13 protein-coding genes and 6 tRNA genes are annotated in these 16,894 nt (G+C 48.6%); 9 read left to right on the plus strand and 10 right to left on the minus strand.

The genetic code is table 11. From position 1 onward, the window contains the following. Nucleotides 1-385 precede the first annotated feature (385 nt). Together cysK and cysZ are read right to left on the minus strand one after the other, a co-directional pair. A complete protein-coding gene (gene cysK, locus M2371_RS00655) occupies nt 386-1,357 on the minus strand; it encodes a cysteine synthase A (protein WP_034497484.1) in 972 nt (323 codons plus the stop codon). A gap of 152 nt (nt 1,358-1,509) precedes the next feature. Beyond that, nucleotides 1,510-2,271, minus strand: coding sequence for a sulfate transporter CysZ (gene cysZ, locus M2371_RS00660; RefSeq protein ID WP_259266631.1), 762 nt, complete (start codon nt 2,269-2,271; stop codon nt 1,510-1,512). A 230-nt stretch (nt 2,272-2,501) separates the two neighbouring features. Here cysZ and zipA point away from each other — a divergent pair, with 230 nt between their 5' ends. From zipA to M2371_RS00675, 3 genes are all read left to right on the plus strand, one after another. Next, nucleotides 2,502-3,494, plus strand: a complete 993-nt coding sequence (zipA, locus tag M2371_RS00665) for a cell division protein ZipA (protein WP_259266632.1) — start codon at nt 2,502-2,504, stop codon at nt 3,492-3,494. A gap of 68 nt (nt 3,495-3,562) precedes the next feature. After that, nucleotides 3,563-5,581, plus strand: coding sequence for an NAD-dependent DNA ligase LigA (ligA, locus tag M2371_RS00670; RefSeq protein ID WP_259266633.1), 2,019 nt, complete (start codon nt 3,563-3,565; stop codon nt 5,579-5,581). A gap of 1 nt (nt 5,582) precedes the next feature. After that, entirely contained in the window at nt 5,583-5,795 is a 213-nt protein-coding gene (locus M2371_RS00675) for a DUF3820 family protein (protein ID WP_259266634.1), read from the plus strand. A gap of 10 nt (nt 5,796-5,805) precedes the next feature. Here M2371_RS00675 and M2371_RS00680 read toward each other — a convergent pair whose 3' ends face one another. Further along, a complete protein-coding gene (locus M2371_RS00680) occupies nt 5,806-6,795 on the minus strand; it encodes a bile acid:sodium symporter family protein (RefSeq protein ID WP_034497473.1) in 990 nt (329 codons plus the stop codon). Nucleotides 6,796-6,885: 90 nt separating this feature from the next. On the opposite strand from M2371_RS00680, the gene M2371_RS00685 reads away from it, so the two are divergent. Beyond that, nucleotides 6,886-7,815: a LysR family transcriptional regulator gene (locus M2371_RS00685; RefSeq protein WP_172893519.1), complete on the plus strand. Its 930-nt coding sequence runs from the start codon at nt 6,886-6,888 to the stop codon at nt 7,813-7,815. Here M2371_RS00685 and M2371_RS00690 read toward each other — a convergent pair. The 5 genes from M2371_RS00690 to M2371_RS00710 form a co-directional block, all read right to left on the minus strand. Then, complete coding sequence (locus M2371_RS00690) at nt 7,812-8,156, minus strand: FlxA-like family protein (RefSeq protein ID WP_172893520.1); 345 nt, start codon at nt 8,154-8,156, stop codon at nt 7,812-7,814. The two genes, M2371_RS00685 and M2371_RS00690, sit on opposite strands and share 4 nt — an antisense overlap. Nucleotides 8,157-8,274: 118 nt before the next feature. Then, nucleotides 8,275-8,350, minus strand: a tRNA-Lys gene (locus tag M2371_RS00695). 3 nt (nt 8,351-8,353) lie between these two features. Beyond that, nucleotides 8,354-8,429 (minus strand) — tRNA-Val (locus M2371_RS00700). Between the two features lie 33 nt (nt 8,430-8,462). Then, a tRNA-Val gene (locus M2371_RS00705) sits at nt 8,463-8,538 on the minus strand. 61 nt (nt 8,539-8,599) lie between these two features. Continuing rightward, a tRNA-Val gene (locus M2371_RS00710) sits at nt 8,600-8,675 on the minus strand. 260 nt (nt 8,676-8,935) lie between these two features. Here M2371_RS00710 and gltX point away from each other — a divergent pair. Continuing rightward, the gene (gene gltX, locus M2371_RS00715; protein ID WP_172893521.1) at nt 8,936-10,351 is read left to right on the plus strand and encodes a glutamate--tRNA ligase; all 1,416 of its coding nucleotides are present in this window, start codon (nt 8,936-8,938) and stop codon (nt 10,349-10,351) included. A gap of 43 nt (nt 10,352-10,394) precedes the next feature. On the opposite strand, the gene M2371_RS00720 is transcribed toward gltX, so the two are convergent. Then, nucleotides 10,395-10,748 carry a YfeC-like transcriptional regulator gene (locus tag M2371_RS00720; protein ID WP_034497446.1) on the minus strand — a complete coding sequence of 118 codons (354 nt, stop codon included), beginning with the start codon at nt 10,746-10,748 and terminating at the stop codon, nt 10,395-10,397. 221 nt (nt 10,749-10,969) lie between these two features. Here M2371_RS00720 and M2371_RS00725 point away from each other — a divergent pair. From M2371_RS00725 to M2371_RS00740, 4 genes are all read left to right on the plus strand, one after another. Further along, nucleotides 10,970-11,045 (plus strand) — tRNA-Ala (locus tag M2371_RS00725). 46 nt (nt 11,046-11,091) lie between these two features. Continuing rightward, a tRNA-Ala gene (locus M2371_RS00730) sits at nt 11,092-11,167 on the plus strand. A gap of 288 nt (nt 11,168-11,455) precedes the next feature. Then, nucleotides 11,456-13,651 (plus strand): EAL domain-containing protein, encoded by a 2,196-nt coding sequence (locus M2371_RS00735; RefSeq protein WP_259266635.1) that lies wholly within the window; start codon nt 11,456-11,458, stop codon nt 13,649-13,651. 36 nt (nt 13,652-13,687) lie between these two features. Continuing rightward, entirely contained in the window at nt 13,688-15,328 is a 1,641-nt protein-coding gene (locus tag M2371_RS00740) for a diguanylate cyclase (protein ID WP_172893523.1), read from the plus strand. A gap of 40 nt (nt 15,329-15,368) precedes the next feature. Here the strand turns inward: M2371_RS00740 and M2371_RS00745 are convergent, their stop codons facing one another. Continuing rightward, nucleotides 15,369-16,556: a NupC/NupG family nucleoside CNT transporter gene (locus M2371_RS00745; protein ID WP_034497440.1), complete on the minus strand. Its 1,188-nt coding sequence runs from the start codon at nt 16,554-16,556 to the stop codon at nt 15,369-15,371. Nucleotides 16,557-16,894: the final 338 nt, after the last annotated feature.

Genomic DNA, 16,894 nt, shown 5'->3' on the forward strand with positions numbered 1-16,894 from the left:
TTTCCCCAACTTATAGGTTTAGTGTTGTGGAACTAAAGTCTAGCCTGGTGGCAAAACTTTAGCCTGTATAGTTAGCGTCGACGTCACACTGTACGCGACACAGGATGCTTTCGGGAACCGCGAAATGTGCTCTGGCGTTCACCATGCGCTTAGCGGCTCGCTCGTCATTAATCATTATGCCGTGAAATGTGATTTTGCACCAAATCGTTAAATCGATTCAGCAGATATAGCTCACATTCCGATTAATTTCGCGCATCAAAATAATTTGCTGGATAGATACCAGACCTGACAGGACGACGCAATGCCAGGGTAGCCAAAAGTTTGACGAACCCCACAAAAAAGCACCCTTTCGGGTGCTTTTTTACACATTCTTACCTGACTGGCATCACTGTTGCAGCTCTTTTTCAGTGAAAAGATCGGCGAACAGGGCAGTACTCAGATAACGCTCCCCGGAGGAAGGCAGTATAACCACAATGTTTTTGTTGGTAAATGCTTCATCTTCCTGAAGTTTTAACGCTGCAGCTACCGCTGCACCCGATGAAATCCCAGCAAGAATACCTTCTTCTTCCATCAAACGGCGTGCAGTAGAGATAGCTTCGTCGTTGGTGATGGCGATAACTCTGTCGATAAGCTTAAGATCGAGGTTGCCAGGAATGAAGCCTGCACCGATACCCTGGATTTTATGCGGGCCAGGTTTGAGTTCTTCACCTGCCAGCGCCTGAGCAATAACCGGAGAATCTGTAGGCTCAACGGCCACGCTGATGAGGTCCGTTTTGCCTTTGGTGTTTTTGATATAACGGCTAACACCAGTTAGCGTGCCGCCAGTGCCGACACCAGCAATGAATACGTCCACTTCGCCATCGGTATCTTCCCAGATTTCTGGGCCGGTGGTTTTCTCGTGAATTTCTGGGTTAGCTGGGTTGCTAAATTGTTGCAGTAAGAGGAATTTTTCTGGGTCGCTGGCAACGATTTCTTCCGCTTTCTGAATCGCACCTTTCATGCCTTTCGCGCCTTCTGTCAGTACCAGGTTGGCACCCAGTGCTTTCAGCAGTTTGCGGCGTTCAATACTCATGGTTTCAGGCATGGTCAACGTCAGTTTGTAGCCACGCGCTGCAGCAACATACGCCAGTGCAATACCGGTATTGCCGCTGGTTGGTTCGACTAACTCAACGCCTGGCTTGAGTACACCGCGTTTCTCGGCATCCCAAATCATATTGGCCCCGATACGGCATTTAACGCTAAAGCTCGGGTTACGGGACTCGACCTTCGCCAGGATGCGCCCATTACCGATGCGGTTCAGTCGAACCAGCGGCGTATGACCGATAGTCAGAGAGTTGTCTTCATAGATCTTGCTCATAACCCGTCCTTAACTGTATGAAATTTGGGAAACCTCATCAGCATACCTGCTTAGAAGTTATGCGGAAGTAAAGAAATCGCATATCTATATGTAGAAGGGAAATAAGCAGAAGCCAGAAGGAATAAGGAGCAGCATAAGCCGCTCCTGATAAATTACTTCCACATGGCATGTTTGGAGCGATAACAATCAACCCACATCGCAGTAGCGCCGCAGACGGCAACTGGCATGATGACCAGGTTCAGGAAGGGAATCAGCGTAAACAGACTGACCAGCGAGCCAAACTGCATATTGATAATTTTTTTCTCGCGAAGTGAGATGCGCATTTCTTTGAAAGGCACTTTATGGTTATCGAACGGATAGTCGCAATACTGAATTGCCAGCATCCAGGCGCTGAACAAGAACCACAAAACAGGTGCAACGGTTTGGCCGATACCCGGAATGAAATAAAGCACCAGCAGCAGCAGTGCGCGTGGCAGATACCAGGCAAGCTTTTGCCACTCGCGCTTCATGATGCGCGGAATATCTTTCATGATGCCAACCAGGCCAGTATCCGGCGGAGTCGCACCCGTCAGGCGTGCTTCAAGTTGTTCGGCCAGCAATCCATTAAATGGGGCGGCAATCCAGTTGGCTATGGTTGAAAACAAATAACCAAACACCAGCAAGATAGAAATTACCGCCAGTGGCCAAATGAGATAGCTCAACCACTGTAACCAGTCTGGCACGTAGGAAAGAAGAGTGGGAACCCAGACATCCAGGCGGGTAAACAACCACCAAAATGCGCCACCCATCAATAAAATATTGACCAACAATGGCAAGAGTACGAAGCGCCTGATTCCAGGCTGATGTACCAGCTTCCAGCCTTGCGAAAAGTAGTAAACGCCACTACGTGGCCCGGCTCCTGAAGGTGAAACCATATCTGAACGAACTCCTTTTTGGTCATTACAATGACGTGCAGGGTTATCATAACTGACTGCCAGGAGAAAAACTTATTAGGAAATGGTCGAAAAAACAGCAAAAAATCGATTTCAGTACATCTTTATGCTGAGAAAACCGTGTGCGCACTTGCACTTGAGCAGATGGGCAAATACTCTTAGTGAGTAAATGTTTGCCGCGGTGGCAAGGTGTTAGAACAACAGAGAATATAATGATGCAGGATTTGCGTCTGATATTAATCATTGTTGGCGCGATCGCCATAATAGCCTTACTGGTTCACGGTCTGTGGACGAGTCGTAAAGAGCGTTCATCCGTTTTTCGTGATCGTCCAATGAAGCGCATGAAGTCTAAGCGTGACGAACACGAGTCGGATGACGACGAGGCTGACGATGAGCAAGATGATGGAGTAGGTGAGGTGCGTGTGCGTCGGGTTAACCCTGCGCCGGAAACAGCGAATCGCGAGACAGAAATGCCTCGTCAGCCGCAAGCGCCTCAACATCAGTACGAGCCGCCTTACGCTTCTGCTGAGCCGCGTCAGAGTGCACCTGTGCGTCCACCTGAACCGGTAGCACCGCGTCAGGAAGCGCCTGTTGCGCCAGTACATCAGCCAGCTGTTCATCAACCTGTACAGCAGCCTGTTCAACAGCCGATTGCACAGCAACCGCAGCCAGTGGCTCCGCAAGCGCCCGTGCAACAGCCAATTGTTCAGCATGCTGAACCTGCGCCAGAGCCTGTGGTTGCACAACCTGCTCCGGCTCCTGAAGTGCCAGCTCGTCTTAAAGAGACGGTGATTGTACTGAACGTTTCGGCGCACGCTGGCAGCATGATTAACGGCGATGTGCTGTTAAACAGTATTCAGCAAGCGGGCTTTATCTTTGGCGAAATGAACATTTTCCATCGTCATCTCAGTCCTGATGGCAGCGGTCCGGTTCTCTTTAGCCTCGCGAACATGGTTAAGCCAGGTTCATTTGACCCAGAAAGCATGACGAATTTTGCAACGCCTGGCGTGACAATCTTCATGCAGGTCCCGTCTTATGGCGACCCAACGCAAAACTTTAAGTTGATGCTCCAGTCAGCTCAGCATATTGCTGATGAAGTCGGTGGTGTGGTGCTTGATGACCAACGTCGTATGATGACGCCGCAGAAAATGCGTGAGTATCAGGACCGTATTCGCGAAGTGGTTGAAGCTAACGCGAGCCACTAGAATTCATCCTGAACATGTTTTCCCCTAAACCCCCGCATGTCGGGGGTTTTTTATATTGATGGTGCGATATGGACACAATCGAACAACAAATTACTCAACTGCGAACCACGCTTCGCCATCATGAATACCTCTATCATGTGCTTGATAACCCAGAAATCCCGGATGCGGAATACGACCGCCTGATGGGTGAGTTGCGAGCCCTGGAAGAAGCGCATCCAGATTTAATCACCCCTGACTCACCTACTCAGCGTGTTGGGGCGGCACCGCTAAGCGAATTCACTCAGATTCGCCATGAAGTTCCGATGCTGTCGCTTGATAACGTGTTTGATGAGGCGAGCTACCTCGCATTTAATAAACGGATTCAGGACCGTTTAAAGAGCACCGAAGCGGTGACTTTTTGCTGTGAGTTAAAGTTAGATGGCCTCGCGGTAAGCCTGCTATATGAAGATGGTGTGCTGATTAGCGCCGCGACGCGCGGTGACGGTACGACCGGCGAAAATATTACCGCTAATGTGCGTACTATTCGCGCCATTCCTCTGAAATTACGCGGTGAGAACATCCCTCGCCGCCTCGAAGTGCGCGGTGAAGTTTTCCTGCCGCAAGCAGGCTTTGAGAAGATCAACGAAGAAGCTCGTCGCACCGGGGGGAAAATTTTTGCTAACCCGCGCAATGCAGCGGCGGGATCCTTGCGCCAGCTTGATCCGCGAATCACCGCCAAACGTCCGTTAACTTTCTTCTGTTATGGCGTTGGCGTGCTCGAAGGTGGCGAATTACCCGCCAGCCATCACGGGCGTTTACAGCAGTTCAAAGAATGGGGATTGCCAGTCAGCGATCGCATTCGTCTTTGCAACACTGCAGAAGAAGTCCTGGCGTTTTATCACCAGGTTGAGGCAGAGCGCCCGACTTTAGGTTTTGATATCGACGGTGTGGTTATCAAAGTGGACTCACTTGCTCTGCAAGAGACACTGGGTTTTGTTGCTCGTGCGCCGCGCTGGGCGGTGGCATTTAAATTCCCCGCCCAGGAACAAATGACATTTGTTCGTGACGTTGAGTTTCAGGTGGGACGCACGGGCGCAATAACGCCCGTTGCGCGACTGGAACCTGTGCAGGTTGCGGGTGTACTGGTTAGCAACGCCACTTTGCATAACGCTGATGAAATCGAGCGTCTGGGGTTAAGAATCGGCGATCGCGTGGTGATTCGTCGCGCTGGGGATGTTATCCCGCAGGTTGTCGGCGTGGTGGAGTCTGAGCGCCCGGAAAATACGACGGAAATCGTCTTCCCGGCACATTGCCCGGTTTGCGGCTCGGATGTTGAACGAGTCGAAGGCGAAGCCGTCGCGCGTTGTACCGGCGGATTGATTTGCGGTGCGCAGCGAAAAGAAGCGCTTAAGCACTTTGTCTCGCGTCGTGCGCTGGATGTTGATGGCATGGGCGACAAGATAATCGATCAACTCGTTGAAAAAGAATATGTTCATACCGCCGCAGATCTTTTCAAACTGACCGCTGGAAAACTGACTGGCCTGGATCGCATGGGGCCAAAGTCGGCGCAAAACGTCGTCGATGCGCTTGCGAAGTCGAAAGAAACGACTTTCGCCCGTTTCCTGTATGCGTTAGGTATTCGTGAAGTTGGCGAAGCGACAGCCGCGGGCTTAGCCAGTTATTTTGGCACGCTTGACGCGCTGACAGCGGCTTCTATAGAAGAACTGCAAAAAGTACCTGATGTCGGCATCGTGGTTGCAACGCACGTGTTCAACTTTTTCGCCGAAGACAGTAATCGCGAAGTTATCCGCCAATTGACCGAAGAAGCAGGCGTTCACTGGCCAGCTCCCGTCGTGATTAACGCGGAAGAAATCGACAGCCCGTTTGCCGGCAAAACCGTGGTACTGACGGGCTCCTTAAGCATTATGTCCCGTGATGATGCCAAAGCTCGTTTAATTGAGTTGGGCGCTAAAGTTGCTGGTAGCGTGTCGAAGAAAACTGACCTGGTGATTGCTGGTGAAGCTGCTGGTTCGAAGCTCGTCAAGGCGCAAGAGCTGGGTATTGAAGTTATCGATGAAGCGGAAATGATTCGCTTATTAGGTGCGTGAGATGGATAAAGAGCAGCTTATCGAGATTGCCAATACCGTCATGCCGTTTGGCAAGTATAAAGGTCGCGTGCTGATTGATGTGCCAGAAGAGTATTTGCTGTGGTTTGCTCGCAAAGACGAGTTTCCACAGGGGCATCTTGGCGACCTGATGCGGCTGACTTTGCTGATTAAGACCGAAGGATTGGAGGGGCTGGTGAAGCCCCTCAAAAGATAATTACGATTTACTATGCGTTTTCAGTGGCAGCTTTGGCTGCCACTTTTGTTTCTTGCTGATAACGACGAGCGAGAACCGCACATATCATTAACTGCAACTGATGGAAAATCATTAGCGGCAGCACCATCATCCCCACGCTTGCAACCGGGAATAGAATATTCGCCATTGGAATACCATTCGCCAGGCTCTTTTTCGAGCCACAGAACACAATCGTAATCTCATCCGCTTTGCTAAAGCCCAGACGTCTGGCGACAAACATATTGACGCTGATAATAATCGCCAGCAATACCAGGCTCACGACCACAATAAACAGCAGCGAGCCAATACCCACTTTGTGCCAAATCCCATGTCTTACGGCTTCGCTAAATGCCGTGTAGATCACCAGCAGTATTGAGGTTTGATCGGTTTTACCAATCCACTTTTTGTGGCGCGCAACCCAATCACCAATCAACGGACGTGACAGATGTCCCGCCACGAATGGCACCAGTAACTGCAACATGATGCTGCCAACTTGCTGCAAACTACCGCTCGCGCCATGGACATGCATGACCATGCCAACCAACAGTGGTGACAGGAAAATACCGAGTAGGCTGGACGCAGAAGCCGCACACACTGCCGCGGCAACGTTGCCCCCGGCAAGGGAGGTAAATGCGATGGCCGATTGCACCGTGGCGGGCAAAATACACAGATATAAAAAACCGGTATAAATTTCAGGGCTGACGTTAACCGGTGCCCACCACGCAAACAACACGCCCAGGACGGGGAACAACACAAACGTGCTGCACATCACCCACAGGTGCAAACGCCAGTGGCTACTGCCTGCAATTATTGCTTCACGGGAAAGCTTTGCGCCGTGCATAAAGAACAGTAACGCGATGGCAGCCGTCGTCAGTCCTTCAAAAAAACCGACATAACTCCCCTGGGCAGGGAAGAAAGACGCCAGCAAGACAGTGACAATCAATGTCAGTGTGAATGGGTCGAGTACGCGAAAGAGTTTCATCATCATTCCTCAAACTTTTGATAAGGCATTGTGCTTTTATTGTTTTTAGAAATAAAATTGATTTATTGAATGCATTGATGAATTTATTAAATGAATTATTCACTACGTCAGTTAAAAGTCTTTGTCGCGGTCGCTCATGCCGGAAGTTTTAGCCGGGCAGGGGAGCAAATTGGCCTGAGCCAGTCAGCAGTTAGCCACAGCGTGAAAGAGCTTGAGAGCGAAATTGGCGTGAAGCTTTTGGATCGCACCACGCGAGAAGTGGTGTTAACGCAAGCGGGCCAGCAACTGGCAGCACGCCTCGAGCGCCTGCTGGAAGAATTAACCAGCACCTTACTGGATACGCGCAGTGTAGGGCATCAGTTAAGCGGAACGGTGCGTGTTGCTGCAAGCCAGACGATTTCTGCTCATTTGATGCCGCAATCTATTGCCGCTGCGGCACTGGAATATCCCGCGATTCGATTTGTGCTTCACGACCGCCCTCAACAATGGGTGTTGCAAAGCATTTATCAGGGGGAAGTGGATTTTGGCATGGTCATCGACCCGATTCAGGCAAACGATCTGGACTGTGAGGCGGTGCTTTCAGAACCGTTTTTACTGTTGTGTCGGAATGACCATCCATTAGCGGCTCAGGAGCAGGTCCCCTGGCAGGCGCTGCAAGGTGCAAATCTGGTACTACAGGACTACGCGTCGGGAAGCCGTCCGCTGATTGATGATGCGCTGTTACGACAGGGTATTGAGACCAATATTGTTCAACAAATAGGCCACCCGGCAACGCTTTTCCCGATGGTGGAAGCGGGAATTGGCATCAGCGTACTTCCCGCGCTGGCATTGCCTCTTCCACAGGGGCGCCCGCTGGTTGTCAGGCCGCTTATTCCGGTCGTGGACCGGCAGTTAATGCTGGTACGACGTAAAAATCGTTCCCTGTCACGAGCGGCGGAAGCCATCTGGCAGGTGGTTCGCCAACAGGCGCAGCAGTTAACCGCGGCTCGGTCAGGCGACCCACTTTTTAACCACGATTAGATATAGATATCAATCTGATGCTCTTCAGACGGTTTATTCACGCCTTCCACTCTGGACTGCTGCTGTTCCTGCTTTTGTTGAGCCTGTTCTACTTGTTGGCGCTGTAGCTGCGCAAGCTGTGCCTGGAGCATTTTAATTTGCGCCTGAATTAACTCTTGCTGCTTTTGTTTTTCTTCGGTTGTCCCGCTGCCGTTAGCAATATCTTTCGCTTGTTGTGTCAGCTTGGTGATTTGCTGCGTGATGCGGGTGATTTGCGACGCCAGATCGTTGCCGCCGGAGCTTTTGGAAGCTGTGCTGCTTGTTTGCGGAGAAGGTGTTGATGTGTTGATTGTGCTACTCATAATAATTCCTTAAAGGATTGATTAGAGCAGTTATCGGCTTGATGTAGATAAATCTTGAGTGGAAAGAGTGGGTAAATCACGCATAGCAAAAAGGCGCCTTTAGGGCGCCTTTCTACATTGGTGGGGCGTGCAGGATTCGAACCTGCGACCAATTGATTAAAAGTCAACTGCTCTACCAACTGAGCTAACGCCCCGAATGGTGGGTGATGACGGGCTCGAACCGCCGACCCCCTCCGTGTAAAGGAGGTGCTCTACCAACTGAGCTAATCACCCAAACTTCGGTACTACGATTGCAAGAGCAGATAATGGTGGGTGATGACGGGCTCGAACCGCCGACCCCCTCCGTGTAAAGGAGGTGCTCTACCAACTGAGCTAATCACCCAAATCTTATCTCTTACTGTACTTCTTAACGACTACACACTGCGGTATCACTCACTAATGAATGGTGGGTGATGACGGGCTCGAACCGCCGACCCCCTCCGTGTAAAGGAGGTGCTCTACCAACTGAGCTAATCACCCCCGCTGTGTGGAGTCGCATTATAGGGAGAGTTGAAAATGAGTCAACGCCTTTTCTAAAGATTTCGTTCGTTCGTCGTAAAAATAATCAACGCGATCGATAAATATCCATGGGTGATTGATTTGTCACCAGAATATGCGGATTGCTGACAGATAAAGGTATCGACATTGAGGAATCAGCGCACAGTGGTAGAATGTTGCCCACTCTTTATTTCCTGGCATTTGCCGGTTTTCCGGTATTTTTGCGTAATTAAGGCCGTTCAATGAAAATCAAAACTCGTTTTGCGCCAAGCCCAACAGGCTATTTGCACGTTGGCGGTGCTCGTACTGCTCTTTACTCCTGGCTTTTTGCTCGTAACCACGGCGGCGAGTTTGTGCTGCGCATAGAAGACACTGACCTTGAGCGTTCAACCCCTGAAGCTATCGAAGCTATTATGGATGGTATGAATTGGTTGAGTCTTGAGTGGGATGAAGGTCCGTACTACCAGACCAAACGTTTTGATCGTTATAACGCGGTCATCGATGAAATGTTGGACGCCGGTACTGCATACAAATGCTACTGCTCTAAAGAACGTCTTGAAGCGTTGCGTGAAGAACAAATGGCGAATGGCGACAAGCCACGCTATGACGGACGCTGCCGTCACGGTCATGAACATCACGCAGCCGACGAACCTTGCGTTGTGCGTTTTGCCAACCCGCAAGACGGTTCCGTTATTTTCGACGACCAGATTCGTGGCCCAATCGAGTTTAGCAACCTGGAACTCGACGATCTGATTATCCGCCGTACCGATGGTTCTCCGACCTATAACTTCTGCGTGGTTGTGGATGACTGGGATATGGAAATTACTCACGTGGTGCGTGGGGAAGACCATATCAACAACACTCCGCGTCAGATTAACATCCTGAAAGCGTTGAATGCCCCGGTTCCGGTTTACGCGCACGTTTCTATGATTAACGGTGACGACGGTAAAAAACTGTCTAAACGCCACGGCGCGGTTAGCGTCATGCAGTATCGTGATGAGGGTTATCTGCCAGAAGCCCTGCTGAACTATCTTGTGCGTTTGGGCTGGTCCCATGGCGATCAGGAGATCTTTACTCGTGAAGAGATGATCAAGCTGTTCACGCTCGATTCCGTCAGCAAATCTGCCAGCGCATTCAACACTGAGAAATTACAGTGGCTGAACCACCACTACATCAATCATCTTGCACCTGAATATGTTGCGACCCAACTGCAATGGCATATTGAGCAGCAAAATATTGATACCCGCAATGGGCCGGAATTGGCTGAGCTGGTGAAACTGTTGGGCGATCGCTGCAAAACGCTGAAAGAGATGGCGGAAACCTGCCGTTATTTCTATGAAGACTTTAGCGAATTTGATGCAGACGCTGCGAAGAAGCACCTGCGTCCGGTTGCTCGTCAGCCACTGGAAGTGGTGCGTGACAAACTGGCTGCGTTAACCGACTGGACTGCCGAAAATGTCCATAATGCGATTCAGGCAACGGCTGATGAGCTGGAAGTTGGGATGGGCAAAGTCGGTATGCCGCTGCGTGTGGCTGTTACTGGTGCAGGGCAGTCACCAGGCCTGGATGTGACAGTTCATGCTATTGGCAAACAGCGTTCCATCGCCCGTATCAACCAGGCGCTGGAATTTATCGCTGCACGCGAAGCACAACAGTAAAGCGAAAAAAGCCGGCTATGCCGGCTTTTTAATACTCGTCTTCTTACTCATCACGAATACCTAAACGTTTCAAAACCCCTGCAATACCTTCTCGCAACAGCAACGCTGACATTTTTTCTTGCTCTGCTATCGACATTTGCTTGAGTGCATTCAACAGCAAACCTTCCAGCGACGAATCATTAACGTGATAGTTGCCTGGTTTTTCTGAAATGCGTTTAGCACTATTTATAAACTCGCGAACACGCTCATCCACATGAATCAGGCGCGCCTTACCACCCTGAACGCCGGGTTTTTGAGTCGTTAACCAGCTTTCTTTTCTTACCCATTTGTTGATTGTTTGGCGACTATAACCAGTAATCATCGCCAGCTCTTCCGGGGTCATACGTTCCTTGAGCACATTTTTTCCTTAAGTTCAAAAGGGTTATTAGTGGTTCATTTTAGGGGATCATTTTACTGGAAACTGTGACAGGATTAACTACCGTACGATGAGAAGCAATTGGGATTTCCCGTATTGTTTGCTTTTTCGGCGATTAGTCGCAGAAGCAGAATTTGCCGTTGACACTATTGAACGGGTTTCATATGATGCCGCCCGTCGACACGACAAGGTGTTTACGGTATGGGGCTATAGCTCAGCTGGGAGAGCGCTTGCATGGCATGCAAGAGGTCAGCGGTTCGATCCCGCTTAGCTCCACCAAATCTTTACCAGCAAGATTTGTACCGTTTAACCCGAACCCATTCGTGGGGCTATAGCTCAGCTGGGAGAGCGCTTGCATGGCATGCAAGAGGTCAGCGGTTCGATCCCGCTTAGCTCCACCAAAATACGAAACCCTCGCCTGATGGCGGGGGTTTTTTGTTTTATACGTTCGTATATTTTGTTGTTATTTTGTGTCGCAGTGGGTTTTATTCAATGCCTCAATGAATAGTTGAATGTGATTTATTCTCAGTGTGAATATATCAAACTATTTCGCTTTGTTGTGTTGTATTAAAAAGCAATGAATTGAAAGGGATGTAATTATACGTCAACTTGATTTGTTTAATAAATAAACGTATTCTTTGTCACCGAATAATGCTTTTAGCAATGATAAAATATCCACTCCAGGGCTTATGACATTTCCACTAATAATCAAAAAATCGCTCACAGCACTGGTTTTATGTCTTTTGCTTTTACCTCTTTCTCGTTACCTTTCACCTTCAACCATTATTGATGGTAAACACACTTATTTAGCGTATCTTCCTGTAAGTTTTATGATTGCCATGGTGTTTCTCTATGGTCGAGTGGCGATTATTCCTTTGATAATAGCCTCCATTGTAACCTTCTCTTACAGCCTGGATTTAGCCACTCCCGCGTTACTCGCCTTTACCTTCAGCTTAATATTTCCCATAGCCGTTTGTAGCCTCGTGACCCGTTATTATCTGGGAAAGCGCTGGCGCCATGCTCTGTCCGATAAAGGCGTAGGGATTAGAATATTTTGGCTCGGTTTTATCGCCCCCTTCAGCATTAAATTGCTGATGTATCTGACCGGGCATTACGTTTCTGTTCCAGTGAAACTTGCCCCTTATTTTGGCCATAACTCACTCATATTTATGGTGGTGGATTTCCAAAATCTGGTTGCGGCATCGCTTATCTTTACCGTCGTGTTTTATTACCCACTAAGAATGATCCTGAACCCACACTACGCTCGTGCATTTTGGCGTCGTTGCGTGATGCGTGATTTTGTGGGGCCGCGTCGTTTATATTCTTTCACCTGGATGCTGTGCCTGTTTACCCTGATGGTTGTGCTTTGTTCTTCATGGGGTGTATTGCAGGTTTCAGGGTACCTGGTGCCTATGATTTTTGTGCTGTTTACGTTGGGGATTCGTCATTTTGGCCCTCGTCTTATGGGGCTGCTGTGGGGGATTTCTGCCTGGTTATTGCTGACGTATAACGATGGTTTTCTTTACGGGGTCAATACTGAATTTGCTCTGTCATTTATCCTTTCCGTTTTCATCTCTTTCTCAGTCTGCATGTTATACATGACGATGATGTTTAAGATAAATGAGTGGATGAAACGCATTTATCACTCGCAAGCCTTAACCGATCCACTCACGCAATTACCTAATTTACGCGCACTGGAATATCATGTGCAAAGCTACCCGGAAGGGACGCTCTGCTGCCTGCGGTTGTCTAATCTTGAGTTTCTGAGTCGTCATTACGGCATGATGATGCGCATTCATTGTAAGCGTATCGTCACCAGCCAGATAACCCCTTTCTTGCAGCAAGGTGAGCAGGTCTTTCAATTGCCAGGTAGTGAGTTATTAATATTTCTTCGTGGTCAGCATACCGATGCGCGTCTTGAGCATATTGTCGAGTTACTCAATAGCAAAAAAATAAAGTGGCATAACACGATGCTTGAGATTGAGTACGGCGCTTCTTATAGCGTTATTGACGACAGTCTTGATGAGTTACACCGGACATTAGGTCAATTAAGTTATCTCTCGGATCAGGCGAGTGAATCAATGTGTGTGCTTAGCCTGAATACACGCGTTGAAGATGTTTCTGACAAGACGACAGAGCGCGTCTTGCTGTTGCAAAAAATCAAACGGGCGCTGGATGAAGAAGAGGCCGTTGTACTTTATGCGCAGCCTATTGTTAATCAAGCTGGAAAGGGTTATCAGGAAATACTGAGCCGCATCATTTTTAACGATGAATTAGTTACCCCGGATAAGTTTATTCCTGTTATTGCCGAGTTTAACCTCAGCACGCGCTTCGATATGTTAGTGATGAAGAAGCTGGTTAATTTCCTCTATCTTCATCCAAATGATCGCCACAGCCCGCGTTTTTCCGTAAACCTGATGCCATTGACGCTGATGCAAAAGGATATCGCTCAAAAGATTGTTTCACTGTTCACACAATTCCAGGTGCCCACCAGCAGTGTGATTATTGAAGTTACTGAAGAGCAGGCGTTTTCAAACTCGGAAACCTCAATGCAGAACATCATGTTGTTGCGCGAGAATGGGTTTAAAATTGCTATTGATGATTTTGGCACTGGTTACGCTAATTACGAACGGCTCAAACGACTTAAAGCAGATATCTTAAAAATTGATGGCTGTTTCATTAAAGACATTACAACAGATGCGCTTGATCCCTTAATCGTTAAGTCTATATGCGATATGGCGCGAGCAAGAGAATTCGTTGTTGTAGCAGAGTTTGTGGAAACCGAAGAACAGCGTGCGTTGTTATTTGAGCTGGGTGTAGAGTTTTTACAAGGGTATCTGATTGGCAAACCAGAGCCTCTTACCGCGCAGAACTATCCAGGGTAAGAGTATGTGGCAAGCATTTGAACAAAGGGTTTATTTGTGAGCACTTCATTAGCGAATCGGTTCCGCTTACCGATGGTGAACACACTGCGTGTTATCCATTTTTGCTTCATCTTTGTGTTTGTTTTGACTACGGTTCTATTTTGGCAGCAAGGGCAACTCTTTAGCCAGGGATACCGCACCAGCCAACTCAGTCATCTGGAAAGTGTGATTGCACGAATAGAAAGCCGTGCGCAGTACAAAATGGATAACCTTCGCTACTTAAGGCACATCTTTCTTGAAGCCATGGATGATCCGATGTTTCCTGGCAGCGTTACCGCGCCATGGGACAGCAACAGCAGTGTCGTTCAGACTCCGCTTTGGATAGGCGAATTGCCATTACCGGACAGTGTCTCTAAAGATGTACTTTTTCAGGACGACCAGGAGCCACTGGAAGTTCGGCAAGAGCTAAACGCCTTGCGTAAAATTCAGGGGCTTTTCCCGCTAGCCTCCAGAGGAAGCGATCTGATTGCCGATCTGTATTACATCTCGCGCGAAGGTGAGTTTATTGTCTCTTTATCACAGCAGGTTAACTCGCTGCTGATTGACAGTTATAACCCGCATGAGAAACAGGGCAGTTTCGTGTTGGCATCGCCACTATTGAACCCGCTACGCGAGCCTTTCTGGACGCGCCAGAACATCGCCAAAACTGATGACACACTGATTAATGGTGCAATTCCGGTGGATTTTCGTGGCGAATGGATAGGGCTTCTGGGAATGGCATTCAGTAACGAGTCGATTCAGAATTTTATATCCGCTTCGCTACCTGAAGGGACACAGAGTGCCTATCAACTCTTTGACGAGCAACTCAACCCGCTGACCAAAGTTGCCGGAATGGAAAACGGCTTTCAGTTAAATGCGCAGCAGATAGCGACCATTCGCAAAATGGTGACAGAAAAATCGCGGGGCACGCTGCGCGCAGGAACTGTGTTCATTACTTTTGGCGAGATGAGTGGTACGCGCTCGATTCTTGTAGGCACCCAAAGCCTTAGCCAGGGTTTACATGAAGAGTTTGGTCGATTCAGTATCTTGTTGGTGACAATGTGGCTCATCTTCGTGCTGTTCCTGCTGGGTTCACACAGCGTGATTTGCCGTCTGATAAGAAACATGGGGGGATTGCAGCGTGAAATGCAGCATCATGCCCTACATGATGATTTAACCGGGGTGCTTAACCGGCGTGGATTCTTCGATAAAACCTCGCAAATCATGTCGGACAATGTGGATTACACGCTAGTACAGCTGGATCTCGACCACTTCAAGAATGTGAATGATGTCTACGGGCATTTGGTTGGTGACAATGTACTGGTGCATGCCACTCAACGTATTCAGCGTGCTATCCGTAACCAGGACATTTTGGGGCGTATAGGCGGGGAAGAGTTCTGTATTTACTTACCGAATTCCGATCTCAAGGCCGGGATTATGGTCGCAACACGAATTAAGTGGGAGCTTGAGTCTTCTGAAATGATTCTTGAGGACGGTTCATCCTTGCCTGTTACGGCATCGCTGGGCGTGGCGTCACATAGTGAGTTTCCAGAATACACGTTAGACCAAATACAGGCGCGGGCTGATATGCGAATGTACCGGGCGAAAGAGCGTGGAAGGAATCAGGTATGCTGGCAGGATGAAGACATTCAGGCATAAAAAAGCCGGGGCAAATTGCCCCGGCTTTTTATTGTGAGAATTACAAGAACAGACCAGCGATAGACGCTGACAGAATACTCACCAGAGTTGCGCCGTAAACCAGCTTCAGGCCAAAGCGAGAAACCACGTTACCTTGCTCTTCGTTCAGGCCTTTAATCGCACCCGCGATGATCCCGATAGAAGAGAAGTTGGCAAACGAAACCAGGAACACAGACAGGATACCTTCCGCACGTGGGGAAAGCGTTCCGGCCAGTTTTTGCAGATCCAGCATCGCAACGAATTCGTTGGAAACCAGTTTGGTGGCCATGATGCTACCAACCTGCAACGCTTCGTGGGAAGGAACACCCATAACCCAGGCGACCGGGTAGAAGATGTAACCCAGAATGCCCTGGAAGGAGATGCCGAAGACGGCAGCAAACAGGGCGTTCAGCGCAGCAATCAAAGCAATGAAGCCAATCAGCATCGCTGCAACGATAATCGCAACTTTAAAACCTGCCAGAATGTATTCACCGAGCATTTCGAAGAAGCTTTGACCTTCGTGCAGGTTAGACATCTGGATATTTTCTTCGCTCTCATCAACGCGGTATGGGTTGATCAGCGACAGTACGATAAAGGTACTGAACATGTTCAACACCAGCGCTGCGACCACATATTTTGGCTCGAGCATCGTCATGTAAGCACCGACAATCGACATGGACACGGTAGACATGGCCGTAGCGGACATGGTGTACATGCGGTTGCGAGACATCTTGCCGAGAATATCCTTATAAGCGATAAAGTTTTCTGATTGTCCCAGAATCAGCGAGCTTACGGCGTTAAAGGATTCCAGTTTACCCATACCATTCACTTTAGACAGAACGGTACCGATAAAGCGGATAACAATCGGCAGAACACGGATGTGCTGCAATATCCCGATCAGTGCGGAGATAAAGACGATTGGGCAAAGCACTTTCAGGAAGAAGAAGGCGAGTCCTTCGTCATTCATCTTACCGAATACAAAGTTTGTCCCTTCGTTGGCAAATGACAGCAGTTTCTCAAACATCTCTGAGAAACCTCTCACAAAGCCCAGACCAATTTCTGAGTTCAGGAAGAACCAGGCCAGGATAAGTTCAATCACCAACAGTTGAACGATAAAGCGAATGCGGATCTGCTTACGGTTGCTACTCAGCAATAAAGCAAGTAGCGCAACCACGGCAAGCGCTAAGACAAAATGAAGAACGCGGGACATATTTGCTCCAAATATGAGGCAGGTTTAATTTCGTTGCACATTCTATGAAACAAGCAATAAGAAAACGAGACTAATCGCACACTATAATGATGTCGTGTGACCAAACTCAAAATTAGTGATCAACCATACATTTCTGCTATGTTAAGTAAAGAACATAAAAGTTGCGTCAACGCACATATCTTTAACATAGTGCTTGCTGCAAACAGGCTTCTTTAACAGGCGATCGAAATTCGCCACTGCTAATCCCTCACTATTGTTTCCGTCTATCACAGTAATCGACTATGAGCTTTCAAATGAATTTGATAATCATTCTCACTTTTGATAGCTTGAAACATAGC

The sequence above is a fragment of the Buttiauxella sp. BIGb0471 genome (assembly GCF_024807715.1).
GTDB lineage: Bacteria > Pseudomonadota > Gammaproteobacteria > Enterobacterales > Enterobacteriaceae > Buttiauxella > Buttiauxella agrestis.